Source organism: Psychrobacillus sp. FSL K6-4615 (assembly GCF_038008225.1).
Classification (GTDB): Bacteria; Bacillota; Bacilli; order Bacillales_A; family Planococcaceae; genus Psychrobacillus; species Psychrobacillus psychrotolerans.
Window position 1 is genome coordinate 3,447,700 of record NZ_JBBOYQ010000001.1, and the last position, 24,244, is coordinate 3,471,943.

Annotated in this window: 31 protein-coding genes and 4 tRNA genes; all 35 read right to left on the reverse strand. The window is 37.0% G+C overall.

Annotation, left to right across the window (positions count from 1 at the left end; translation table 11 throughout):
- Positions 1-54: 54 nt before the first annotated feature.
- Complete coding sequence (locus tag MKX53_RS17265) at positions 55-1,659, reverse strand: gamma-glutamyltransferase family protein (protein ID WP_340912854.1); 1,605 nt, start codon at positions 1,657-1,659, stop codon at positions 55-57.
- Positions 1,660-1,815: 156 nt separating this feature from the next.
- Positions 1,816-2,328, reverse strand: coding sequence for a type 1 glutamine amidotransferase domain-containing protein (locus MKX53_RS17270; protein ID WP_093537360.1), 513 nt, complete (start codon positions 2,326-2,328; stop codon positions 1,816-1,818).
- Positions 2,329-2,398: 70 nt separating this feature from the next.
- On the reverse strand, positions 2,399-3,010 hold the full coding sequence (locus MKX53_RS17275; RefSeq protein ID WP_340912856.1) for an FMN-binding negative transcriptional regulator: 612 nt from the start codon (positions 3,008-3,010) through the stop codon (positions 2,399-2,401).
- A 146-nt stretch (positions 3,011-3,156) separates the two neighbouring features.
- Positions 3,157-4,509 (reverse strand): phosphoglucosamine mutase, encoded by a 1,353-nt coding sequence (gene glmM, locus MKX53_RS17280; protein WP_340912858.1) that lies wholly within the window; start codon positions 4,507-4,509, stop codon positions 3,157-3,159.
- A 33-nt stretch (positions 4,510-4,542) separates the two neighbouring features.
- On the reverse strand, positions 4,543-5,817 hold the full coding sequence (locus MKX53_RS17285) for a CdaR family protein (RefSeq protein ID WP_340912861.1): 1,275 nt from the start codon (positions 5,815-5,817) through the stop codon (positions 4,543-4,545).
- Positions 5,810-6,643, reverse strand: a complete 834-nt coding sequence (gene cdaA / locus MKX53_RS17290; RefSeq protein ID WP_093537356.1) for a diadenylate cyclase CdaA — start codon at positions 6,641-6,643, stop codon at positions 5,810-5,812. The genes MKX53_RS17285 and cdaA overlap by 8 nt, the downstream gene beginning before the upstream one ends.
- A gap of 121 nt (positions 6,644-6,764) precedes the next feature.
- Entirely contained in the window at positions 6,765-7,391 is a 627-nt protein-coding gene (locus MKX53_RS17295) for a zf-HC2 domain-containing protein (RefSeq protein WP_093537355.1), read from the reverse strand.
- A gap of 17 nt (positions 7,392-7,408) precedes the next feature.
- Entirely contained in the window at positions 7,409-7,981 is a 573-nt protein-coding gene (sigW, locus tag MKX53_RS17300; RefSeq protein ID WP_093537354.1) for an RNA polymerase sigma factor SigW, read from the reverse strand.
- 207 nt (positions 7,982-8,188) lie between these two features.
- Positions 8,189-9,088 carry an arginase gene (gene rocF / locus MKX53_RS17305; RefSeq protein WP_093537353.1) on the reverse strand — a complete coding sequence of 300 codons (900 nt, stop codon included), beginning with the start codon at positions 9,086-9,088 and terminating at the stop codon, positions 8,189-8,191.
- Between the two features lie 70 nt (positions 9,089-9,158).
- Positions 9,159-9,749: a GNAT family N-acetyltransferase gene (locus tag MKX53_RS17310; RefSeq protein ID WP_245762702.1), complete on the reverse strand. Its 591-nt coding sequence runs from the start codon at positions 9,747-9,749 to the stop codon at positions 9,159-9,161.
- A gap of 105 nt (positions 9,750-9,854) precedes the next feature.
- Positions 9,855-9,927: transfer RNA gene (locus tag MKX53_RS17315), tRNA-Ala, on the reverse strand.
- 18 nt (positions 9,928-9,945) lie between these two features.
- Positions 9,946-10,020 (reverse strand) — tRNA-Gln (locus MKX53_RS17320).
- 6 nt (positions 10,021-10,026) lie between these two features.
- Positions 10,027-10,110: transfer RNA gene (locus MKX53_RS17325), tRNA-Tyr, on the reverse strand.
- A 20-nt stretch (positions 10,111-10,130) separates the two neighbouring features.
- A tRNA-Val gene (locus tag MKX53_RS17330) sits at positions 10,131-10,206 on the reverse strand.
- Between the two features lie 423 nt (positions 10,207-10,629).
- On the reverse strand, positions 10,630-10,812 hold the full coding sequence (locus MKX53_RS17335; protein ID WP_340912862.1) for a hypothetical protein: 183 nt from the start codon (positions 10,810-10,812) through the stop codon (positions 10,630-10,632).
- Positions 10,813-10,898: 86 nt separating this feature from the next.
- A complete protein-coding gene (locus tag MKX53_RS17340) occupies positions 10,899-11,249 on the reverse strand; it encodes a hypothetical protein (protein WP_340912864.1) in 351 nt (116 codons plus the stop codon).
- Positions 11,250-11,431: 182 nt separating this feature from the next.
- Complete coding sequence (locus MKX53_RS17345) at positions 11,432-12,592, reverse strand: transglutaminase-like domain-containing protein (protein WP_340912866.1); 1,161 nt, start codon at positions 12,590-12,592, stop codon at positions 11,432-11,434.
- A gap of 116 nt (positions 12,593-12,708) precedes the next feature.
- The gene (locus MKX53_RS17350; protein WP_340912868.1) at positions 12,709-13,497 is read right to left on the reverse strand and encodes a M15 family metallopeptidase; all 789 of its coding nucleotides are present in this window, start codon (positions 13,495-13,497) and stop codon (positions 12,709-12,711) included.
- A 2-nt stretch (positions 13,498-13,499) separates the two neighbouring features.
- Positions 13,500-13,754 (reverse strand): phage holin, encoded by a 255-nt coding sequence (locus MKX53_RS17355; protein WP_340912869.1) that lies wholly within the window; start codon positions 13,752-13,754, stop codon positions 13,500-13,502.
- 11 nt (positions 13,755-13,765) lie between these two features.
- Positions 13,766-14,200 carry a hypothetical protein gene (locus MKX53_RS17360; RefSeq protein WP_340912871.1) on the reverse strand — a complete coding sequence of 145 codons (435 nt, stop codon included), beginning with the start codon at positions 14,198-14,200 and terminating at the stop codon, positions 13,766-13,768.
- Positions 14,201-14,252: 52 nt separating this feature from the next.
- A complete protein-coding gene (locus MKX53_RS17365; protein WP_340912872.1) occupies positions 14,253-14,456 on the reverse strand; it encodes a hypothetical protein in 204 nt (67 codons plus the stop codon).
- Positions 14,457-14,550: 94 nt separating this feature from the next.
- Positions 14,551-15,441, reverse strand: a complete 891-nt coding sequence (locus tag MKX53_RS17370) for a hypothetical protein (RefSeq protein WP_340912874.1) — start codon at positions 15,439-15,441, stop codon at positions 14,551-14,553.
- Positions 15,442-15,523: 82 nt separating this feature from the next.
- On the reverse strand, positions 15,524-15,679 hold the full coding sequence (locus MKX53_RS17375; RefSeq protein WP_340912876.1) for an XkdX family protein: 156 nt from the start codon (positions 15,677-15,679) through the stop codon (positions 15,524-15,526).
- 1 nt (position 15,680) lies between these two features.
- A complete protein-coding gene (locus MKX53_RS17380; protein WP_340912877.1) occupies positions 15,681-15,959 on the reverse strand; it encodes an XkdW family protein in 279 nt (92 codons plus the stop codon).
- Positions 15,959-16,867: a hypothetical protein gene (locus tag MKX53_RS17385; RefSeq protein WP_340912879.1), complete on the reverse strand. Its 909-nt coding sequence runs from the start codon at positions 16,865-16,867 to the stop codon at positions 15,959-15,961. Before MKX53_RS17385 ends, MKX53_RS17380 begins: the two co-directional genes overlap by 1 nt.
- 15 nt (positions 16,868-16,882) lie before the next feature.
- Positions 16,883-17,524 (reverse strand): hypothetical protein, encoded by a 642-nt coding sequence (locus tag MKX53_RS17390; RefSeq protein WP_340912882.1) that lies wholly within the window; start codon positions 17,522-17,524, stop codon positions 16,883-16,885.
- The gene (locus tag MKX53_RS17395) at positions 17,517-18,701 is read right to left on the reverse strand and encodes a baseplate J/gp47 family protein (RefSeq protein WP_340912886.1); all 1,185 of its coding nucleotides are present in this window, start codon (positions 18,699-18,701) and stop codon (positions 17,517-17,519) included. The genes MKX53_RS17390 and MKX53_RS17395 overlap by 8 nt, the downstream gene beginning before the upstream one ends.
- Positions 18,691-19,050, reverse strand: a complete 360-nt coding sequence (locus MKX53_RS17400) for a DUF2634 domain-containing protein (protein WP_340912888.1) — start codon at positions 19,048-19,050, stop codon at positions 18,691-18,693. The genes MKX53_RS17395 and MKX53_RS17400 overlap by 11 nt, the downstream gene beginning before the upstream one ends.
- A 9-nt stretch (positions 19,051-19,059) precedes the next feature.
- A complete protein-coding gene (locus MKX53_RS17405; protein WP_340912890.1) occupies positions 19,060-19,491 on the reverse strand; it encodes a Gp138 family membrane-puncturing spike protein in 432 nt (143 codons plus the stop codon).
- Complete coding sequence (locus MKX53_RS17410; protein WP_340912894.1) at positions 19,488-20,291, reverse strand: phage protein; 804 nt, start codon at positions 20,289-20,291, stop codon at positions 19,488-19,490. The genes MKX53_RS17405 and MKX53_RS17410 overlap by 4 nt, the downstream gene beginning before the upstream one ends.
- Entirely contained in the window at positions 20,288-20,605 is a 318-nt protein-coding gene (locus tag MKX53_RS17415) for a phage baseplate plug family protein (protein WP_340912896.1), read from the reverse strand. Before MKX53_RS17415 ends, MKX53_RS17410 begins: the two co-directional genes overlap by 4 nt.
- A 6-nt stretch (positions 20,606-20,611) precedes the next feature.
- Entirely contained in the window at positions 20,612-21,193 is a 582-nt protein-coding gene (locus MKX53_RS17420) for a LysM peptidoglycan-binding domain-containing protein (protein WP_340912898.1), read from the reverse strand.
- Between the two features lie 2 nt (positions 21,194-21,195).
- Positions 21,196-23,280 (reverse strand): phage tail protein, encoded by a 2,085-nt coding sequence (locus tag MKX53_RS17425; RefSeq protein ID WP_340912900.1) that lies wholly within the window; start codon positions 23,278-23,280, stop codon positions 21,196-21,198.
- A 179-nt stretch (positions 23,281-23,459) separates the two neighbouring features.
- Positions 23,460-23,735: a hypothetical protein gene (locus MKX53_RS17430; RefSeq protein WP_340912902.1), complete on the reverse strand. Its 276-nt coding sequence runs from the start codon at positions 23,733-23,735 to the stop codon at positions 23,460-23,462.
- Between the two features lie 102 nt (positions 23,736-23,837).
- Entirely contained in the window at positions 23,838-24,242 is a 405-nt protein-coding gene (locus MKX53_RS17435; RefSeq protein WP_340912905.1) for a phage structural protein, read from the reverse strand.
- Between the last annotated feature and the right edge of the window lie 2 nt (positions 24,243-24,244).

Here is a 24,244-nt window from a genome sequence, read left to right on the forward strand (position 1 = left end):
CCGAATAAAAGAGCCATTACTATGGTAATGGCTCTTTTAACACAAGATAATCTCTTACCATGCTGCAATTGAACCATCCGTACGAGACTCTGTTCCTCCTTGTAGAACCCCAGTTTCAGCATTACGCCAAATAATCTGACCTCTGCCGAATGTCCCACCGTCCGAAGCAATCTGTACTTGATGCCCTTTTCCTATTAGACTTTGTACAAGATAGCTAGGGAATTCTGGTTCTACATGAATTACTTTCCCTTTTATCCACTGCCAACGAGGCATATCTAATGTAGCCTGTGGGTTTAGCATATAGTCTACTGTATTCGTCACAACCTGGAAATGCCCTTGTGGCTGCATATATCCACCCATTACTCCGAAAGGTCCTACCGCCTTCCCATTTTTGCTTAAGAAGCCTGGAATAATAGTATGTAATGTTCTTTTCCCGGGCTTTAGTATATTTGGGTGCGCGACATCTAAAGAGAAGTCATGCCCTCTATTTTGCAAGGCAATTCCTGTTTCTGGAATAACAATCCCTGATCCAAATCCCATATAGTTACTTTGGATGTAAGAAACCATATTACCTTCTTCATCTGCTGTCGCTAAATATACCGTCCCACCTTTGGGGATGTCATAAATTTCTGGATTGCCAGCTTCTTCGTTTATTACGTTGGATCTTTTATTCGCGTATTCCTCTGATAATAATTGCTCTACGCTTATCGGCATTTCCGCAGACTCCGTTATAAAAGCTAACCCATCTGTGAAAGCTAACTTCATCGCTTCTATTTGATGGTGGAGATTTTCCTTACTTTGCCATCTCGGTTCCCCTAAGTGCTTGTATATATTCAGTGCCATTAATGCAACCATTCCTTGTCCATTTGGCGGGATTTCCCAAACATCATAACCCTTATAGTTTACCGAAATAGGCTCTACCCACTCCACCTTGTATGTACGAAGATCTTCTTTCGATAAATAGCCTCCATGTTTTTTCATAAACGTATCAATTTTGTCGGCAGTTTCCCCCTCATAAAAGTCACGGGCATTCGTTTCTCCTATCGCTCGAAGAGAACGTGCGTGATTAGGAGAGTTCCACATCTCGCCTATTTCTGGAGCTCGTCCATTTGGTGCAAAGGTTTCAAACCAAGCATTAAATTCCTCTGAAGTAAATGTAGTTTTATATTTATCATAGGCTATTTTCCAGTATTTTCCTAGGATTGGAGTTAACGGGTATCCTTCTTCTGCGTATTGAATAGCAGGTTCTAAAACTTCTTGGAGCGAGAGTTTACCAAATCTTTCTGATAAGGCGGCCCAAGCAGCAGGAACTCCTGGGACGGTCACAGGAATCACACCGTGAACAGGCATTTCATCATACCCTTTTTCTCTTATCGCTTCTGGGGATATCGACTGCGGTGCAGGACCAGATGCGTTTAAACCGTAGAGCTTATCTTTTGTCCATACTAATGCAAAAGCGTCTCCGCCAATTCCGTTAGAGGTCGGTTCTACAACGGTAAGTGCTGCTGCCGTAGCAATTGCCGCATCAATTGCATTACCACCTTTTTTTAAGATATCTAATCCTGCCTGAGCAGCTAAAGGCTGTGAAGTTGCTACCATCCCCTTTTTAGCAAATACCGTATGACGCTTTCCTTGAAACGGGTGATGTAAATAATCCATATGAACTCCCCCTCATACCTTTATACCGATATGATTTAATTCCTTAAGTATAATGAAAGAAACACCTAAAATAAATAAGAATATTCTATCAATTAAAAGAGCATCTTCCAATAAAAGAAGATGCTCTTAATAATTTTATATAGTTTAGATTACTAATTAACCTAACAGCTTAACGATTTCTCTATTAAACGCTGGAATATCGTCTGGTGTACGGCTTGTCACCAATTGATTTTGACAAACGAATACTTCTTCGTCATGGAATTTTACACCGGCATTTTCTAAGTCCACTTTGATCGACTTATATCCTGTCGCATCTCTACCATCTAACGTCTTCGCAGTGATGAGTAATTGTGGACCATGACAAATTGCAAACACTGGTTTTTTCTCATCCATAAAATACTTCGCAAATTGAACAAAACGATCATCTGCTCGTAAAATATCTGGTGAAAATCCTCCAGGAATAAATAATGCGTCAAAGTCTTCAGGTTTTACTTCGTCAATGCCATAATCGATTTTCACCGTAGCTTCGCCGTTTTTCCCTGTTACCTCTTTACCTGCTTCTTTTTCAATTGCAAATACCTCATGTCCTGCATCGTTTAGTGCTTGTGCTGGACCTGTGTATTCTACGTCCTCAAACATATTTGTGATTAATGTTGCTACTTTAGCCATTTCCTCACTCCTTAATTGTTTGTACACTCTTACTATTCCACTAAACTTTACCTGATAAACATAAAATTTTTTAGCGTAACTTTTTCATTTCCTGAGCCACTTGATGGGCTTCAGGTGAAGTTTCTTGATGAAGCTGCGTTATGATGTTGGCATAATCTCTGTCATTTCGATTCTGGCTCATTTTATAGGCTGCTTGAATGTCTGTAACGGTAAGTTTGAATCCAACTATACCTTTCAATTCCCGTTCAAGAAGCTCAGGTGATAGTGTCTCCCACAATACCGGATGTTGTCGATGATGCTCATATACGTGTAGAAGCGTCTTCAAATCGTCTATTAGTTCCTCTTGCGTTTGGAGACTAACATTCCCATACACATGAACGGACTGATAGTTCCATGTCGGGACTTGCTGCTCTTCATACCACGAAGAAGAAATGTAGGAATGAGGTCCCTGAAAAATTATCAAGGATTCCTGCTCCTCATTAAGCGTGCGCCACTGTCGGTTACCATATGCCAAATGCCCACTTACCACAATTTCTTCTCCTTCGCGTTTAACCATTACAGGAATATGAGTCGCTACTGGTCTTCCTTTATCTGTTGTAACCAATGTTGCTAACGTGTGTTGCTTAAGAAAGGACCAAATTTCTTTCTCGTCATCTACCTTAAATCGTTTAGGAATATACATAGGTACCTCCTTTATTTGTCTATGATCTTTAGGAACTCACTCGCTTTTATTCATAATATCATAAAATCCCTAACTCTTCGAAAAGAGAAAGGGATCGATATTAGTAATTTATAAAGCTGCAGAGGTTGAAATGTGATTCTTTACACTTATTCTTCAAGTCCCATTTCAGCTTTTACAACTTCTACGATGCGGTTTACGTAGGTTTCGCATTCCTGTTCAGTTGCTGCTTCTACCATTATGCGAACCAATGGCTCCGTACCCGATGGACGTACAAGGACACGACCATTTCCAGCCATTTCACTTTCTACTTCACTAATAATAGCTGCTACTTTTTCATTTTCTGTTACAGCATGCTTATCTGTCACTCGAACATTTATAAGTTTTTGTGGATAGATTGTCATTTCAGCAGCAAGCTCTGAAAGTTTTTTCCCTGTTACCTTCATAATATTCACGAGCTGTAACCCAGTCAACAAACCGTCACCTGTAGTATTGTAGTCAAGGAAAACGATATGTCCTGACTGCTCCCCACCTAGGTTATAGCCATTCTTTTTCATTTCTTCTACTACATATCTATCTCCAACCGCTGTTTTTACACTAGTCATATCATGTGTTTCTAATGCTTTATAGAAGCCCATATTACTCATCACTGTGGAAACAACTGTCCCGTTATTTAAACGTCCATTTGCATGAAGATGTTTGGCACAAATATACATAATTTGGTCACCATCTACAATTTGTCCTTTTTCATCTACTGCAATCAGACGATCTCCATCCCCATCAAAAGCAAGCCCTACATCTGCTCCTTTTTCTAGAACAAACTTCGCTAAGTTTTCTGGATGCGTAGAACCAACACCATCATTAATATTCAACCCATTTGGTGAAGAACCCATTGTAGATAGATCAGCATCTAAATCAGCAAATACATGTGTTCCAAGAGACGATGTTGAACCATTTGCACAGTCAAGAGCTACATGAATTCCTACAAATTCCTCATCTATTGATTGTTTCAAGTAATGAATATACTTTTGACCACCCTCGAAGTAATCAGATACAGAACCAACATCTGCCCCAGTTGGACGTGGTAATTCATCTATATCTTGGTCTAAAAGCTGCTCAATTTCTTCCTCTTGTCCATCAGATAATTTAAATCCATCCGAACCAAAGAATTTTATACCATTATCTGCCATAGGATTATGAGATGCAGAGATCATTACTCCGGCACTTGCACTCATAGCTCTCGTTAAATAAGCTACAGCTGGTGTACTAACAACACCTAGACGCATTACTTCAACCCCAACAGATAATAGACCAGCAACTAGTGCTCCCTCTAGCATATGACCAGATATACGAGTATCTCGACCAATTAACACTTTTGGACGATCTGTTACATCTTTCGTTAGTATATAACCACCAACTCTACCTAATTTAAATGCAAGTTCTGGTGTTAGCTCTGAGTTTGCTACTCCTCTAACTCCATCTGTACCAAAATATTTTCCCATTTATACTCTCTCCTTAAAATCCTGTTGTACTATCTATAAAGATTCTTTAACTGTTAGGACTGCTTCTTGTTCAGAAGTTTGCCATTCTACATCAGAAGAACCCTCTACTTGTATAGGGAGAGTACTTTCTCCGACTTCGGAATTAGTTGCTTCTACATATACAGATAGATTATTTAATTGAAGCTTATTTAAGGCCTCTGTTGTCCCTTTAGCAACGACTGTCACGATGCCATCCGTAGGTTTTTCAAAAAAACTTATCAGTTGCTCAGGTAAGCCTCTTACGGTTATAGGTACTTGCTCAAATGACTTTTCTGAAATAGTAGAAACAGGTTCTTCCTGTTCCACCGTTTCTTCTGAATCAGGGTCATTCACAACCGTAACATCGCCAGTAATCTCTATTACCTCTTTTGACAGTTTTGTAACCCCTTCTGGTAAAGCTAATTTCATATCAAAGCTACCAGACTTCTCTATTTTACTTAGATCTACATCAACATTTAGTTCATCTATTTTATCAAGGACTGCTTTTGGTCCATATAATCGAATTGAATCTGTCTTTGTAGTGAGCTCATTTATGGTGACCCCTTCTTTGGGATTACCTTGTTTTACTAGAGCTAACGGTACCACTTTACTATACTCTTCTATTTTCACACTTACGTGAACAGAGCTTGGTTCAACGATAACGTCTAACTTATTTAAGTCAAGATCGAGTACTTTGACTGTTGTATCCTGTTCAAAGGACTTATTCATGCCTTGATCTCCTGCGACAGTTGCTTTTACATAACCTATGCTATTGATAACACTTTTTGCTCCAGTAATGGTTACTTTTTGTGGTTTTACTTCGTAGGACTTCACTACATAGTTTTCAGCCAACAGTCCTTCATTCATATCTGTTTCAACATTAAACTCTCGAGAAATACGCTCTTCAATCACTACATCTACATATTGAGGATCTGTTCGCACATTTAACTTTTCTATGAAGTTTTCAGTTGAAACCGGAACTCGATGAGTACCTATAGTTAGTTCCCGAAGATCTACAAAAACCTTAAAATCTTTCATCAACTTAGCCGATAATACTAAATTTTTAGGACCTTCAACATTTACGTTGACGGTCTTTGGTGGACCAGTTACAACCAGGTTTTCATGGTCATAATAAACTTCTAGAGGGATATCACGAATGACATCAACGTCATTACCACTTGCATTCTTATTATCGCTTTCTAATTCACTTCTCACACTTATAAAAAGTGCGATTGCTAATATTAGTGCAGTTATCCGCAAGAACCATGGATTATTCATCATTTTATCCATTTTGTTTCCCCCTCCATAACCATTTAGAAGAAGTTACTTGCTCTTCCACTGGAAACCAAAGGCGAGTTAAATGGGTCTCAAATTCCTCTAACGATAAATCTCTTCGTAAATCTCCATTGGAGGTTAAACTAATCGCCCCAGTTTCTTCTGAAACAACAATCGTTATCGCATCTGTCACTTCACTTAAACCAATTGCAGCTCGATGCCTCGTACCTAATTCTTTCGATATGAAAGGACTTTCAGACAAAGGCAAATAGGATGCTGCTGAAGCAATTTTATCTTTTTTTATAATAACGGCCCCATCATGAAGTGGCGTATTTGGAATGAATATATTAATAAGAAGCTCTGATGTGATATAAGAGTTTAACGGAATACCCGTTTCTATATAATCGGTCAAACCGGTTTCTCTCTCTATGGAGATGAGGGCACCAATTCTTCTCTTTGCCATATAACTAATCGATTTCGTCATGGCTGTTATGAGTCGACCTTGCTCTTCTTCCAGCTGCATGGTGCTTCTAGAGAATAACTTCCCTCTACCGATCTGTTCAAGTGCTCTTCTTATTTCCGGTTGGAAAATAATAATAATAGCTAAGAACCCAAACTCAATTACTCGATCCAATAACCAGTCAAGCGTATTTAAGCCGAAAAAGTCCGTTACAACTCTTGCAATAACAATCACAAAAATTCCTTTTAACAATTGAACTGCTTTAGTTCCTTTAATCAAGGTAATAACCTTATAAATAACAAACCATACAAATAAAACATCCAAAATATTTACAATAACGTTTACTGGCATAAGGTCTGTAAATTGCTCCATAAACGACATGTGGCATCCCCCACTTTTCCTCACTAATCCATTCTAAATAAGTATAACATAATTACGATAATCCCTCGCTTTTGGAACACAAAAAGTCTATCCAATAATATTTATGGATAGACTTTCATTTCTATTTGTCCTCTTTTTCAAAGAATGACACAACATTCTTCGCACCGTCTTTAATGTGGAACCATAGCCAGTCAAATACTTCATTGATTTCTTCACTAGTTCCGGTAACATTCGCAGTAGAAGCCATATATGCAGTTCCATTGATAATCGTTAAGTTTCCATCTAATTCTCCGTCAATCTGAACATCCCCGTTTCGAACAACCAGATCTCCCTTAACGACTTGTCCTTCAGGTATAATAACTGTTTCTCCTTCTACAAGAACGTTTTCTTGCTTAGTAAAGGAGAATTGTTGCTCATCATTAAAGTTCGTAAAAAGTGCACTACTCATCAATAATAAGAACATTGCAGCGGCTGCAAGAACTGGATGACGTCGCAACCATTTACTAACCCCTGCAGAAGATTTTTCTTTCGGCAATCTAGCTATAACCGAATGATTGAAATCATTTGGTGCCTCTATGTGAGCAGCTCCTTTGACGAAAGCAACAACATCGCTTAACTCATGCATATGAGCCTGGCAAGCTTCGCATGATTGCAAATGAGATTTAAGTTCCAGCTCATGTTCACGGCTGATTTCACCATCTAAATATTCGTGCATAAAGTGAACAATTCGTTCTGGACACGCATTCATCTTGATTCCCTCCTATATTATATATGAGGCTGTCTGCTTAACTGTTTTCTAAGCGCTTCTCGTCCTCTATGAATCCTTGTTTTAACTGTTCCAAGTGGCAAATCTAATATCTCGCTTATTTCTTGCAAAGATAATTCTTCCATATACTTTAATACAATAGCCGATCTATATTTATCGGGAAGTCTACTAATTTCATACTGTATACGCTCCTGTAGTTCCAGTTTCATGAGTTCTTCTTCTGGAAGTTCATCAGAGGCTGCGATTTGAGAATACATATCAAGGCCTTCTGTACCTCTTACTTCTGCATCTAAATAGTAATCCGGCTTTTTTTTACGAATACGATCAATACATAAATTAGTAGCAATTCTATACAGCCAAGTTGAAAATTTTCTTTTTTGATCGAACGTATGAATATTGATGAAAGCACGGACAAACGCCTCTTGAGCTATATCTTCTGCTTCATGACGGTTCCCAAGCATCCTAAAGCACACTTGAAATAGTCTATGCTGATACAGGTCGACAATCTCCGCGAATGCGTCTTTATCACCCTTTAATACTTGTTTTATTCGTTTATTCACTAACGCATCCATCGTGATATCTCGCCTCCGCCCCATGCGGCTGTCTTACCTTTACGTATGAAGGTATCCACAGGTTTCATTTATTTATAATATCTTAATATTATCAAACTTTTCCAACTTTGTCTGGATTATCAAAAAGAAAAAGCAGACAATATGTCCGCTTTTTCTTTTCAGCTATTTAACTTATCTATGAATAATGTTGGTCCCTATATACCCTTCTTAAATAAGGCTTTCTCCTAATAGTGACCCCATTAGTCCTACTGCTACATCAGCTGTTTTATTTTTTTCATCCAAAATTGGGTTTACTTCTACGAATTCAGCAGAAGTGATCATATTTGAAGCATAGAGCATTTCCATTGCTAAATGACTTTCTCGATATGAGATCCCACCAGCCACGGGAGTTCCTACGCCGGGTGTATATAGTGGATCTAGACCATCTAAATCGAGTGAAAGATGCACTCCATCAACCTTACGATCCACAAAATACTGAATGGCTTGTGTCATTACTTCAGACATTCCAAGCTTGTCAATTTCATGCATAGAAAATACTTTAATACCTTTTTCTTTGATCAGTTCACGTTCTCCTGGATCTACCGAACGAGCACCTATAATAACAACATTCTCTGGTTTAATCTTCGGTGCAAAATCTCGAATATTCACTAGCTCCTCATGTCCTAATCCAATACTTACTGCAAGTGGCATCCCATGAATATTACCAGTCGGCGATGTTTCAGCAGTATTTAAATCGGCATGTGCATCATACCAAATAACTCCCAAGTTTTCATAGCGATCTGCCAATCCAGCAAGTGTTCCTATAGCAATACTATGATCCCCGCCAAGGACTATTGGAAAATTGCCTTCCCCAATAATATCGTGAACTCGGTTAGCAAGTATTGTATTAGCTGCAACCACTTCTTCTAGATTACGTAATTTCGTATTTTGAGATGTCTCTCTTCTACCTATTGCAATGTCCCCTACATCATCTACAGAGTGACCAAGCTCTTGAAGTCTCTCCACTACCCCAGCATATCGTATAGCACTCGGTCCCATATCGACACCTCGTCTATTTTGCCCTAGATCCATTGGGACCCCGATAATTGATATATTTAATTTATTCATAATTTTATGCCCCCTTTAGTTCTTACATCTATTGTAAATGCTAGAGGGTGTTTGGCTCAACCAAGCATAATTACGAATATTTATTCATTAATTGAACTAGCTTGTATTTCACTTCCGACCATTCGCTATCTATAATAGAGTAGACAACCGCATTTCGAACAAAACCGTTAGATCGTATCCGTTCATTTCGCAGTATACCCTCTTTTACACCGCCAATTCGTTCAATTGCCCTTTGAGAAGATACATTTAACTCATCTGTTTTAAACTGAACACGAATTGTCCCCATTTGCTCAAAGCAATACTTTAACAATAAATATTTACACGTCGTATTTACGTGTGTACGCTGATACTGTTTCCCATAGTAAGTAGAGCCTATCTCGCAACTATAATTTGTCTGGTCTATTCCATAAATACGAGTGGTACCCATAATTTCTTTTGTTTCTGTATTTTCTACTACAAATGCAAGAGCAGTTCCCTCTACATTCATTTGGTGAATGCCAACTGCCAACCACTTTTCTAGCTGTTGCTTGTTTTCTATTTTATTTAACATAAATTCAAAAATTTTGGGTTCATACAGTTCCCACAATGCTCCACTATCTGAAGTTAGTAATGGACGTAAGGTTACATCCCCATAGGTTAGTGTCTCAGTCAAATTGTACACCTCGCTTTTTATTTCATCATAAAGGAAAATGCACTATATTGAAAAGTATTTTCACCCACAAAAAAACTCTCTCAACTTTAGGTTGAAAGAGTTTTACTATATTTATGGAGCCTAGCGGGATCGAACCGCTGACCTCCTGCGTGCAAGGCAGGCGCTCTCCCAGCTGAGCTAAGGCCCCAATACTATTTGAAAAAGTTGGCTGGGGTACCTGGATTCGAACCAGGGCATGATGGAATCAAAATCCATTGCCTTACCGCTTGGCTATACCCCATTAAACTGGTGGAGGGGGACGGATTCGAACCGCCGAACCCTAAGGAGCGGATTTACAGTCCGCCGCGTTTAGCCACTTCGCTACCCCTCCAAAGCTAAATTTAAATATTATGGTGGAGGATGACGGGCTCGAACCGCCGACCCTCTGCTTGTAAGGCAGATGCTCTCCCAGCTGAGCTAATCCTCCTGGGTTTTATAAAATCTAGTACGTTATAGCATTCCATCTGGAAAAACTATTATACATTCTGTTGAAAGTATTTTCTTATTTAAATGAAAACCAGACAAGAACTATAATATCATATATCTGACATTAGGACAAGTTTTTTCCTTAAAATAAATTAATGAGAAGCTTCCAACCGGATTTGAACCGGTGACCTCTTCCTTACCATAGTAGACTTCCTGTATTTCACATTATTTATTCTACTTTCAAATGTCTTATTTGACAATAGTTTTTAAGGTATAAATTTTCATTAACCATCTATTTTTATCTTCTTTGGTCACACTTTTTTAGTGTTTGGTCACACATCGGTCACTTTGGACGCTTTGAGTTTCTACTATTTAAATAGAAAACCACCTTCCGTTGATTAATAGAAGGTGGTTTTCTACTATATTAAGTTCGTTCAATTACTTTCATGTCTTTAATATGAATAATATTGATCCCAATTTCTTCTTCTGTCATAATCATTCGTGCTCCGTTTATTTCAATGGGATTTAAACTCCGTACATCTGAATTAGTTTCAAATTCAAATTTTTGTCCGCTATAAAAAGTAATTTTGACTTCATATTTTTTCATTTAACTCCCCCCTTTAAGTATCTATTCGAGAGGAGTAAGGAAAGTCCTTCTATTATGAAGTAATAATATGGTTGGTGATTTTTATTTTATTGTATTAAATAAGCTCCCAGTAATTCTTCGCATTTATTCTTTATCTCTACGTTTAAAAGTTTCTTGTGGTCCTCTATCCCTCTTGATTGGAAAATGTATGTCGTTGAGTCGTTATCAGTTCCCCATTTAAAGACTTTCATATCATTACGGAGTAAATACATTTCCGATGCCTTTAAATCTTTTTGTACCTTTTCAGCTGCAGTCTCTACTATTTGTAAGTACGGTCTTTTTAATTTTAACGGTAAATTATTTATTTGATTGATGTCTTTTTCTAACACTTTTATCAGCATTGGCAAATATAGTTGATTTTCGAAGTATATTAATTCCTCTGGTCGAATGTCCGGCATAATAAACACCTCATCTTCTTTTTTATTTATTATACGAACAATAGTTCTATTTTACAACTAGTATTATTTGGACAAATAAAAAAACACCTCATGAGAGATGCTTTTTTCATATATTTTCTTTTAACTAACTGTATACTAATCCACGAAAATTAACCCTTTTATATCAAGTAAATTAGTATATGTTATTTCTTCGCTACTTGAGCTTTCTTTACTTCTTTGTAATTATAAGCTTTAGCCATGCTTTGGTCAAACTCAACATTTGTAGCTTTGAAATCTGTTTCAATGTTAAAGATATCTTTGTCTCTTTGGGACTGTGTAAATAATATAAATCTATCATCTTTTCTAGTGATGTTGTCAGTGTAAGTTGCATCTGTATAGTACCAGTTACCACCAACTTTTACAGCGTTCCAAGCATGAGCATCTCCTGTTAGCAATCTAGATTCAATACCAAATCTATCCAACAATATAGACATCAAATCAGTATATCCAGTACATACAGTATTGTTCATCCACCATATTAAATACTGATGCTCATCTTCAATGTCTCCACCATACTCAAGTTGCCCAACAACAAAATCATTTATAGCAGCAACAACATCATAATCTGTTTCTAGCTTATAATTTTCTACAATATATTTTTCAGCAGCATCCATTTTTTCCTTACGTAAAATCTCATCATCTTCATAATAATCGTTAACTACTAACATTCTATTTTTGTAAACACCATTTGAAATTTTATCAGTTCTTATTTCTACACTTCTTCCGAAGAAAGTGTATCCTTGAATGTTTTGACTAATATCACTTGAGAGGAAACTGTAGTCTGTAAACTGATCTTTCAAGTCTGTTTTTGTGTAAACTACAACTTCTTTAGGTTGGAACTGTGGGTTGTTATATAAGTCTTTTGCGATCTTCTTTAAGTCGTCTAAGTTTTTAAACTGTTGAGTTCCAGTGACTTCTGGTTTTACAACAGGTGCAGTTACTTTACCCTTGTTAACTTGTGCTAACTTCTCTTTAGACGGTGTTGCATATTTGACAGCACTTGGATTTTTCTGTACAAACCCTGCAGAACCTACTCCGTATAAACCGCCGTTTTGAGCTTTGTACTGGTATGTACGATACTCTTCACCTTTTTTCAGCATACGTACAGTGGTTAACCCACCTTTTGAATTTATCTTTACTAAAGGTGTTGCTTTTAGTATTGTAACTTTTCCGGTCTGACCTGCCTTCAATTCTGTTTTACCCCACATTACTTTAGACGCTGCCTCCACCGTATTCACCTGGAATGTAAGTAAACCCATGGTAAGGGTTGTAATTATTGTGCCTTTAATAAACTTTGAACACATATGTATTTTCTCCTTTCCGATTACTTTAATAGTACATATTGGAAATAGTGATGTCTATAGACTTATTATTAAAAAAATAAAAAAGCCCCACTCAATTTAATGAGCAGGGCTTGATATCATTTAGTATTTAATTTAGCAAGCATCTCTTTAGAAGGTGTTTCATACTTAATATAACCATTCATTTTAGTAACCCACATACCGCCACCAACATTATATTGACCATCATTGTCGTCTCGGTAACGATACACCCGATATTCTTCGCCAGGATTCAGAACACGAACCATTTGAAGTTTCCCATTTGATCCATCTTGCCATAGGTTAATGCGTTTTAAAATAGTAACCTTGCCTATTTGACCAGGCTTTAATTCTGTCTTACCCCACATGATTTTATCATTGCTAACACTTTCAACTGCTTTAAGTGGTGTAAAAACAGGTCTATGTCCAGCCTTCAATTGAGCTATAGTTAAACCTTTGTTGTATTGCAAATGAGGATAATCTTTAAAGCTTTTCCAATCCCCACCCCATTCAAAGCCCATGGATTTAGCAATTGCTGCAACACGTTTCCATTTCTCATTGACCGTCCACAATGATTTATTCCCATCATCACTCACTAAAAAATAATCGATAGCTAGTCCATAATTGTGAATGGATGTTCCAGGGGGAGCGTTAGATACGATACTCCCTTTTGAACCGTATACTTTACCCTTCCATATATAACTCGGTCTACCTTGGCCATAAATATAGGCTTGATCCTCATTGGAACGGAAACCAGATGATATTTGTACTAAAATACCCTCATGGTAGCAACGCTTTATCAATTCTATTGTATATTCCTTCAAAGTAGGATGAACAGCGCCTAGGCGATTAATGGACCGTGTTGTTAATGTTTCTAATGAAACTACCATTATTACCACTTCCTTGGTTCGTCATATTTTAAACCTTGCTTACTATCGCTTAATCCATCGGTCAATGGATCAATGATAATACCCATCAAAGCCAAAATCATCAATATAGTTTCTCCAATGTTTGTTAGTTGTTCACTAATAACTGTAATATCCATCGAGAATATAGCTGCGACTTGATTTGCTAATACCACTAGTAATGCAATAAGTGCTATCCAAAACTGTTTGTGTTTAAAACGTGCTTTCCAGTTGATTTTCATTATATTTCCTCCTATTTAAATAAAATTTGTGTTACATAGTAATAAACCAATCCACCAGAGGAAAGTAGCCCAAGTAAAGCACCGCTTACCTTCATTCCAATTGTAGATATCGTGTTCCATTTAAGCATTTTGAATTCATGATTTTGTGTAGTTCTTGTACTTTGAATACCCATGGCTGTCTTCAAAAGACTGTATAATTCCTTCGTTTGTGTTTCAGTCTGTTCACGCATAACTTCTCGTGTTTCTGTACTTGTTTTAAGAATGGTATTTTCTAGTTTGATAGACTGTTCTTCAAGGTTTTTTAAACGTTCTTCGTGCTTTTCATCAACTTTTTCTAATGCGATAATTCGTTCTTCATGATTATCTATTTTCTTATCTTGATTATTATTTTGTTCTTCAAGATCTCTCACTTTCTCGTACATAGACGGTCTAGCTCCCTCCGTCATCCCCATACCCCCTACTTTATTGCAAAATAAAAGAGCACCCAAGTGGATGCTCTCATTTGTATTTTTTCTGAATTTCACTTATTACTGTGAACTCTGCAATAGATTCAGTTGGTAAACCTTCTGAATGTCCTACTCTGTAATCGTCCACATATATTTGTTGTGCAAATGCGTTGTATTTATTATCAACTAACCACAAATCCACGATAAATGTATCCCCTTTAAACGAAACAACTCTTCGATTTACTGGATAACTCATTAGAATTCACCTCTTTTATTTAGAATACAACAAAAGAGGTAAGGAATCCTTCTAAAGAATTAAATATTTGTTATGGCACTATATGTTCCAAATGTTACATAGATAATATTTCTTTTAAAGTTTTTTCTTCAAGTAAATTTTTATAACGATCATATGAGATCGAGTCTCCTCTAATAAAAGTAACACATATATCGTCTTCTTTATTTATTAAAAAAATGTCTGGGTATTCATTAAACTTTATTGCGGATACTATTTTAGATGCTTTTTGTTTTAATTGGTACTCATTAAAATAGGGATTAAGAGTTGTAAAATACCTTAAATAAAGTTGGCTGCCAGTTTCTTTTTTTACTACTTCTTCAACTAGCTTTATCATACTTCCCATAGCTTTTCTCATCTCTTTTGGTGTGCCAGTTTTACTTAAGAGTCTTTTCATTTTTCTAAATAAACCATATTCCGCATTTTGCTTTTCATTGATATCTTTTTCTATCGTTGCAAATTCTTCGGGAAGTCGATAGTAGCATTCTAGTAGTCTAAATGCTCTACCAAGTTTATTTAGACCACTAAAAACTGTGTCTATTTCATTTTTGACGCCTTCAAAATAGACAAGGTCTAATTTTCTTTGACTATATCCAAGATTAATTATTTCAGGATATATTATTGTATGTTGAGCAATATTCTCTATTTCTACTAAAGCTCTGCGTCCAACTGAATTTAAACTGGTCTGACTAGCATGGTAATACGTTCTTGTTTTAGGAAAGCCAGTCAAAAATAATTTAGCGTGAAGTAACTCATGAACCCCCACAGATAAATCATCTTTATACTCATTATTGATGGTAATTTTGATTTTTTTGTTTTCTTCATCAACTTCATGAGATCCAGCTGCCTGTTCCTTAATTTCACCAACTAATAATACTAATTCATAACCTTTTTCTATAGCTAACTGTTCAACTTCTTCATAAATGTTTGTCTCAGTAATGTTGCTCATGAAATCCCCCCTTATACTATTCTGACAAATTATACTATAAAGGGCAATGTAATAATTTATTAATAACTAGCTGCTGAGTTTCTTAGAACTCTTTATTTGTAATTGTTTTATACTCTTCTGAAGTAATTTCTCCAAACGGGTTACTTTCTGTTTTGACCGCTAAACGCAATTTAATTGCTGCTGCCTCCTTGTCACGATCAATCCATCCCATATCATAAGCTAATTTCCAAAATGCCATATTAAGCTCCTCCTTTAAGTATCATCATTTCTAATTTCAGTTTTGTAATTTCCTCGCCAAATGTACTGATTACATTGTCTTTTTGCATATTCTCGAATTTCATTTTCACTAATTCTTCTGCCAGTATGTCCGTTTCGGACGGAGGCTTGGGTTCGGGTTCTTGCGGCGGGTTTTCGTCCCAATACTTTTGTTTGTACTCGGTTACGGTTTCCGTAATACCTAACTCATTTGTACGAGTTTTATAGATGCCGTATTCATCTTCTGTAGTTACCCATTCCATTACATCGACCCCCACAATTCAATTTTTCCGCCTACTAGCTTACTAGCTTGTAGGTTAAAAGATACTTTATCAACATTAGGGGCAAGGATTTTATTTACGCCAATCGATGAGGTTTTGAGCGAATTATTTGGAGCCGATGTTATAGCTTGTCCTATGAAAGATATAAAATCTCCATTTTTAATCATTTTTATATATCCGTCATTTCCTACCGTGCCTGTATACATCGCTAATGAAGCTATATTAGCTTGATTATTAGCCGTTTGAGAAATTGATGTACCTGTTATGTGGGAACCTCCGAATACATAAGGTCCAGTTGTATTAGTAATATCATTGATTTCCATAAATAACTCTCTATTGCCGCCTGTGTAGTCATGTTTAAGGTCTATAAATCTAAACTCAAGCACTCGATAAGCTGACAATGCCGAAAAGGATACTCTACTTGATTGTAAGACAGCTAGGTCTAGTTCACTTATTTTCTTCAATACACCAGGCACTAAATTTGGTGGTAAGTTTCCATTCGCATCAAGCCCCGGGAATCCATTTGGTGCATTTCGCATGGATTCATTAACTTTTTTGTCTAATTCGGTTTGCAATCCTGTTACTTGATCAATTGTATGAGTGTGAACTGCAGGTGCTTTTCCATTCCAGTTTGTTCGGTCTGTCGGAGTTACATGTTTAATATTATCGGCCGAATGCGTCGCAAGTGCTTGTTGTAAAGCTGCTAATTCTTGCTCTAATTCTTCCGTTCCTCCACCTGCTTGAATTTCTTCTAAGCACTTATAAATTCGGTTAAACAGCCAGTTCATGTGCTGAGCACTTGGCTTCATACCTGGTTGCCATCCATTAGTTTTCAATAACTCTGGAGGTTCAACTCCAGGATCTTGCCAAGTAGGTAATTGTTGTACCATTTATATCACTCTCCTTTAAATCGGTAATTCTTGATCGGTTGCAGGTGTGTACACAGCTCCGAGATAACCACCAATAGAAACATCATTTATATCTCCAAAACCTTTTAAATTATCAATAGCATTATTTTCATCTCCAAATTCGAAGGTCCCAGAAAGCTCAATTACTCCAACTTTTACACCTGCTGCTACTGTCCTTTGAACAATCCTTATGAAATTTATGGGATCTAATCCAGCTTCATTTATTTTGTTTAGTGGCATTTCAATTAGTTTAATTGCTGCAGGCTCTGGATCATCAACATCATTCCATTTTTCCACGATTTTAATTGTGGATGGATCTGTGGATAACGCAATTGAAATTACTTGAATAATGGTATTTATAGCTCCATCACTAAGGTTTCTAGCAATCTTTGACTTTAGTAAGATACGATAAACTTCATCTGTCGCCACGCCTCGTGACTGATTAACGTTTTCTCCAATTAAATCTAATGATTTGCCCTTTGCATTATCAATACCTCTCCATGACATGATGATTTGATTTGTATTTTGCAATACCACCAATTCATCCGAAAAAATACTGATTAGTTTTGATAAGTTTGAATTAGGATGCTTAGCAAAATAATCAGCAAAACGACTCATGATAGTCTTTGTACTAAACATTGACTGTCACCTCTATATTAGAAGCATCTAACTGAGCTACCTCTTGTAAACCAATTGCTAAATTTGATTCATCAAAACTGATACCATCTAGGGACAATTGGATTGAAACGTCTTCAATACCTGGAACTTGATAAGTACGAGCAATTAATCTGGATTCAATAACATCTTCCCCCATATTTAAACCTGCATAGACAGATGAATCAATGTCAGTACCACCTATATATCTAATAAGCACAGACTTAACTTGTTCAATTCCTTCTGTAGGGAATGAAGTGTTTGTATTTATGGCAACTTTTAAATATACAGGTACTTCAACTGCTCTAGTAAACCCTATATGTTGAGGGTTTTTACTATCGTCAATGACAGATACATAAGTTGTCCCGTAAGGTTGAATTCCTCCTGCTTTCTTCTCGAAAACAGCTCTCGCTATATCCTCGTCTGTTCCTCCTAAAACAAATGCCTGCACCGCTCTCATAGGAGTTCCATAAGCATCTGGCACATCTCCGTAATTCTCAATAACTGTAGCTGCACGAACAGAAGGTAGTTTCAATATATTCGTTCTAATGGCATTGGTTGTTGCAGACCCCATACCCTCAACAGTGACAGACGCTCTTTCACGAGCTTCTAAATCCGTTTCTTTTTCTCTGCCTCCTGATGTTTTAGATATATTTGTAACACTAGTTACATCTGCATCTGGATTAACTATCTCAACGATTGTATTTGCTCCAACATTTCCTTCGCTACCTAATTCAACTGCTTTTATTTCGACAATACCTTTTCCCAAAGTATCAAGAACAATATCTTCAGTTGTTTCGAAGAATATATCTGAGTTAGATTTAGATACTAAAAAACCAGCACTCACCAAGTGATTAGGTGTGCCGGTTATTTCTAATGCTCCAAAAGCATATTGTTCTAAATTTCGTGTTATACCTGCATATGGTAAGAGCATATCCAACTGGGTACCTTCTGCTGTTTTTCGATAAGCTGAATAGTAAACATTTTCGTTATCTTGCCATGCCAAAGATAAAAACCATGCCATTATTCGGAGCAAGATACCTAATACTGACCGCTCTGTAACGTTCGCATTCTCTCCAAACTTTTCTTTTGCTTTTGCTGACATATCATTTAATAAATCATCATAAGTTTTTCGTTTATAGCCATTGCTATCAAGCGCCACCTAAGACCACCTCCTCGCTTAATGTTTGGCCATCGATTAATTGAACTTCATATCTCACATTTAGTTTTCTTAATTTACGGTCCTGTATTATTTCAACGTCGTTAATAATTTCTACCCGTCCCTCTTGCCCTAATACACGAATGATTTCGGACCTTATTTCTTCGTCAGAAGGCTTTTCAAGTAACTTCATAAAATCTAATCCTATATCAGGGTTTAGGAACCATTCTTTTAGATTAGTTGACAGAGAGATAGTTAATACTTGTTCAACCTCTTGCGTTCCCTCAATCAGCATAAAATCACCATTTTCAAACAGTAAATCTCCATCACCTGTTAGCTCAATAGTTTTCATTACTTCACCTCACAATAGACCTACAATTATTGCATCATGGACATCAAATAAACGGGAAGCACCAGGATAAACAAGATTCCCTTCAACTGCATCATCAATACTCCTTTGAGCGAAAACAACTAAGACAGTATCTCCCGCATTAATAGATGGTTCTAACTCTACAGGCTCGTTAAATGTAATTTGAGTATGATCACTGTTCGGTATAGATACTGAGATGGCCGTATTGTTTTTTAGCTTTACTCTTTCAAACATTACAGGAACATCATTAACGACCGATAACTTCTCAGGAGCTCTATTCATTTCTTTTACCATGAACAAAGGTTGAATTTTAGCTGTTCGAGAGCCTTCGTTGTACGAAAGAACTTTACAGGGCATGCAGGTATTTATAGATAGAAGTATTTGATTTTTAAAATTTGAATAAAACTCAGTAGAATTACTCAAGCAATCACCTCTACTTCTGAATAAAATGAATCACCTTTTCTGTAATGCTTACCTTTTCGCACTCGAAATTTACCTTTAACAAATACTGATTGCAATTCGATGATAGAAGCCGTGTTCATTCTATATTGAAGCAAGGATTTTACTTTGTACCCCTTAACCAATTTTCCGTTTTTTTCTTCTTCGAAATACTCTGGAGAACCAATTAGACCAGTATCAGAGTTAAGAATGAATTTAGTGTTATCTCCCTCTTTTATCGAACGGATATATACATTTGAACGACTTATATAGAAATTAGCTTCACAGTCTTTCGCAATCTTTTTCATTGCATCGAGTATAGAGCCATTCACAGAGAATCCCTTTTTATAAACAACATTCTTAGGTAACTTGATGACAGCTATTTTTAAACTAATTGCTTTAGCAAGTTCTTTTAAAATTTGATCACCTTTAATTCCCTTTTTGAATGCTTTTTTAATTGTTTTTTTGTCATTAATCGGTTGGCCGTCTACTACTGAAATTTTTGTAGCTCTGTCAGCTCCACCCTTCTCAGATGAAACTTTTGAGATGTAGCCCGATAGGATAACACCTTTATCATTCTTATAACCTGCATTCATGGTTATTTTTACACCTTTTTTGAGCTTGCTCAGTGTAGTATCTGATAGATTATATACAACAATATCGCTTATATTTGGATCAGGATCATCATCGAACGGAATATTAAATTCAATCTCTAACGTTTCACTAGATATCTTCAAATCACTCGTTATAATCTCAGTGACTCTTCCAAATTGAATAGTACTCATAAATCATTCACCAACTTCAAAAAGACAGTCTCATTAAGATTTTCATACGTAACACGTTGCTCTATACCTGATTCATCTATCGGAATGATGGTAGGTCCAGGGAAACGAGAGTCAAACACCTCTTCGAATAAATGTACTCCATAGGTTATTTTTTCTCCTAACACTAAAACTTCTTCATCTTTGTATAAATCGATAGTAAAAAAATCATGTCCTAGATTATAATTTATCTCCATCTCAAACAGTTCAACACCGAGCTCAATTTCAAAGCGATAAGGAATGAGCTCTTTTTCTATTTCAATGTATTCAAAGTTCATTCCTTATCACCCCACTTTTATTTTTGCCCCAATCGGTATTTGAGTTGCTGGGTATTTATTATTTCTTTGAACTTTTTGCCACTTTTCACCGTATTCCTGTGCAATTCCGTAATAGGTATCTCCTTTTTTTGCTACATGATAAATAGGAGATTGCTTTTTATTCACCGTTTGCTTTCGTCCGACGCTAGATACACCTGCAACAGCTGCTTTAGTTTTCTTTGGTAAAGATATATAAGAAGGTTGAGCAAATCGGACTTCTTTTAGTGTCATACTAAAATTAAAACCGTTCATTATTTTTGAATCAGCATCATGAGAAAAGGACGCAATCATAAGGTTATGATATATTCTGCGTCCTTCGTAAACGACCAAAGTTCCCTTAGTTTCTATTGTAGATAGTCGTCCTAAAAGCGTTTCTAATGATGTTTTATCAGGTCTTATTAATTTTCCACTAATCTTCAAAACTACCGGTTTTTTTTCGACATGATCAGTTAAGTTTATGCCCTTCTCGACTGGATGAGATGGCAGTTCAACGTCATTTTGTAACTCTTCTTTTAATACATCGATCTTTATTGCGTTAATTTTTGCCATCTCTATCCCTCCATTACAACTGGAAATATAGCTCCTAGATCGCTATACCATCCTTCTAATTCTTCTCTAATACTTCTAGCAGTTTCTTGTGGTTTATCTGACCCCTGTACAATGATTTGAATTGGCGCATTTACAGTAGACGTATTAGTTCCACTAGAAATAGGTGCTGCATTATTATAACTAGCTCCGTCAAAATCAAGTGTAGGACCAGTACCGTCGCCTTTTAAGATACCTGCATTACGCAAAGCATCAGCTTCATCTTTCGGTAATACTGCCTCATCTTTGTGAAGGTAAGCAGGCATTTCATCGTAAGGAACACGACCAAGACCGACACTTAAACCAGGTACTTTATCAGTTACCCACGAAACTGCACCGCCGATTTTATCTCCTACATCGAAGTTTTTCATTGATGAGGCAACGCTACCTAGTTTTTTAATAACCCATTCAATTGAATCAGCAATTCCGTCAAAAGCCCAAGCAATGCCGTCTAGGATCGGCTTCATGACAACCCAAGCACCTTCTAATGCTGCTACTGCTAAAGGTAATAATGGAACAATTATCTCTGTCACCATAAAATTAGCTGCAGCAGAAATGGCTACAAACAAATCACCTGCAATCCTTAAAATTGGCGAGATTATAGCAAATGCCGTTTCAATTATCGAACTAACAACTGGCATTAATGGAACGATTACATTTTCCACCAATCCTGCAATAACAACTTTTAACGTGTCGAAGATATTCATTACTCCGCCAACAACGCTGCCAATGAATCCCATCGCTGTTCCAATAAATTCTTGAGCAACTGGCATTAAAGGCACAATAACGTTGTCCACAAATTCAATCACGACATCCTTTGCACCATTAAACCCAGCTATATACACTTCAGTTAAACCTTGAATTCCTTCTGCAATTTCAGGAGGTACTCCAAGACTTTCCCAAATTTCAGCCACACCACTAACGTTTCCTGAAAAGAGTGCTTTATAAGTGTCAATATAAGCGTTGCCTACTTCAGATATAGCATCAGCAATTTCCGGAGGAATTTCTATATCTTTTATTTCCTTCAACTTATCGAACCCATTTGAAACAATTTCCATAAAAGGACCAGGATCCATACCCGAAATTACTTCACTTAATTTAGAAAGAACCCCTACAGCTTGCTCCAGAATAGGAGCTCCTGCCTTTGCCATGAAATCTTCCCATGATTGCTTTAAGTTACCCATTTGGTTTTCATAGGATTGGGATTCCCGAGCTGCTTGCCCTAAAGCTCCTGCTAGTTTATTTCCATCCTCAACCATTGCCAGTAAAGATAGTTGCTTTTGAGATTCTGATAACTTAGTAAAAGATTTTCCATACAATTCATTAGCTTTAGCGTTTCTTGTTGTTTCAGTTGCAGAAATCCCTAATGCAGCATCGTTCTCAAAGTTCCCTTTTAAAAACGACTGCATAGTTTCTGCAACTTCTTCTATGGATCTATCATAAAATGCAGCACTATCAGCTGCCGCTAATGTAGCTCGCTCTGTCAATGTTAGTGATTCTGCTGTAGTTGCTCCAGTAGTTTTTGCGAATGCCGCCATTTGAGTAAAACTACCTTTGAGCCTGCTAGCCAGCATTCCGGTATCTTTTGAGATTTTATCTAAGCTAGTACTTGATTCTTCTTCGAGCTCTCCAAATACAGCACTAAATTGAGCTGTCATTGCTTGCGTACTAGCTGCTGCCTCAATAGCACCTGTCGTAAAATCTTTAAGTGCTGCACCAATTCCAAGGGCAAGTAAGGCAGAACCGACACCCAGTACTGCTTTTTTTAGTACCCCCATGCCTTTATCAGCTTTTTTCACTTCGTTATCTAGATTATTTAAATCAGTATCATCTAAATTACCAACCTCATCTGCAGCACCATTAATAGTATCCTCTAAATCACCAAATTCATCTGCTAGATCTCCTACGTCGTCTATTGCATTATCAATAGCAGATACGTCAATTCCAGCCAAACTTCTTAATACTTCATCGATTCTTCTATCGAGTTGAGCAAGGGGACCGTCTGCTATATCCATGCCTATTGCAACGTTTACATCACGTAAGGACGACATTCATTTAACCTCCCCTCGCTTCATTCAACCTTTGTATATAACTATCCATAGCTGCATTAACTTCTAACAACTCATCTAGAGTCATAGTTTCAGCTCGTTCGTAGCTTAGTTTTCCTTCCATGATAGGTCGCCAAAAAACCCAATTCTCATCAACTGTCTGCCGATGAAGTTCTTTAGGTTTAGCCCTCTTGAAAGGTAAATTTAATAGCCGCGGACATTACTTCTGAAAATCCTCCTACTTCCTCGAAATGATCGAAGTCTACCTTTTCGCCGCCTTCTAAGAAAATTACATGTTCCATCATATCTTCATAGAGCGTTTCAGATTGTTGTACACCATGTTCATTCTTAGATTTATCACGCATCTTAATCGATTCGCGTAACCCAGGATGTTGAAATAAGTATTTATTACCGTTCTTTTTTGATTCAAATGTTTTTTGTTCACCTTTTTTAGCCATTTGTTTTCGCTCCCATTCTTTTCGTTTTAAATGATTGGTAATGTGTGTTTTTTTCATAGCAAATTAAAAAGAGTGAGCATAAGCCCACTCCCCTTTCTTTTATTATTTAACTGTATAGTCAAATACTTTAAGTGTGTATACGCGACTAGTAGCGGACTTACCAAACTCTTTATCTGAGGGTTTAGTTACCATCGCTTTAGTACCGCCTACCACTTCTTTTATTTCATTATTCGAGTTTACCCAGACTGGAATAAGCGTTCTTGCATTTGCGAAGCCATCCAGTAAAGAAATGGATGGGGATGTTTGATTTAATGTGATTTCTATTGTCCCCATGCCGTCTCCGTTAATGGAAACGACTGCATCACCTTGTGCTGAAGATGAAGCTTCAAAGTTATCGTTGTCCTTTGATGCCTTTACCATCGTTCCATCACCATATCCGGTAATAAACATACCTCCAACAGTCGTTACAACTTTACGGGCATCATATGTTCCAATATGTCCTGTCATTG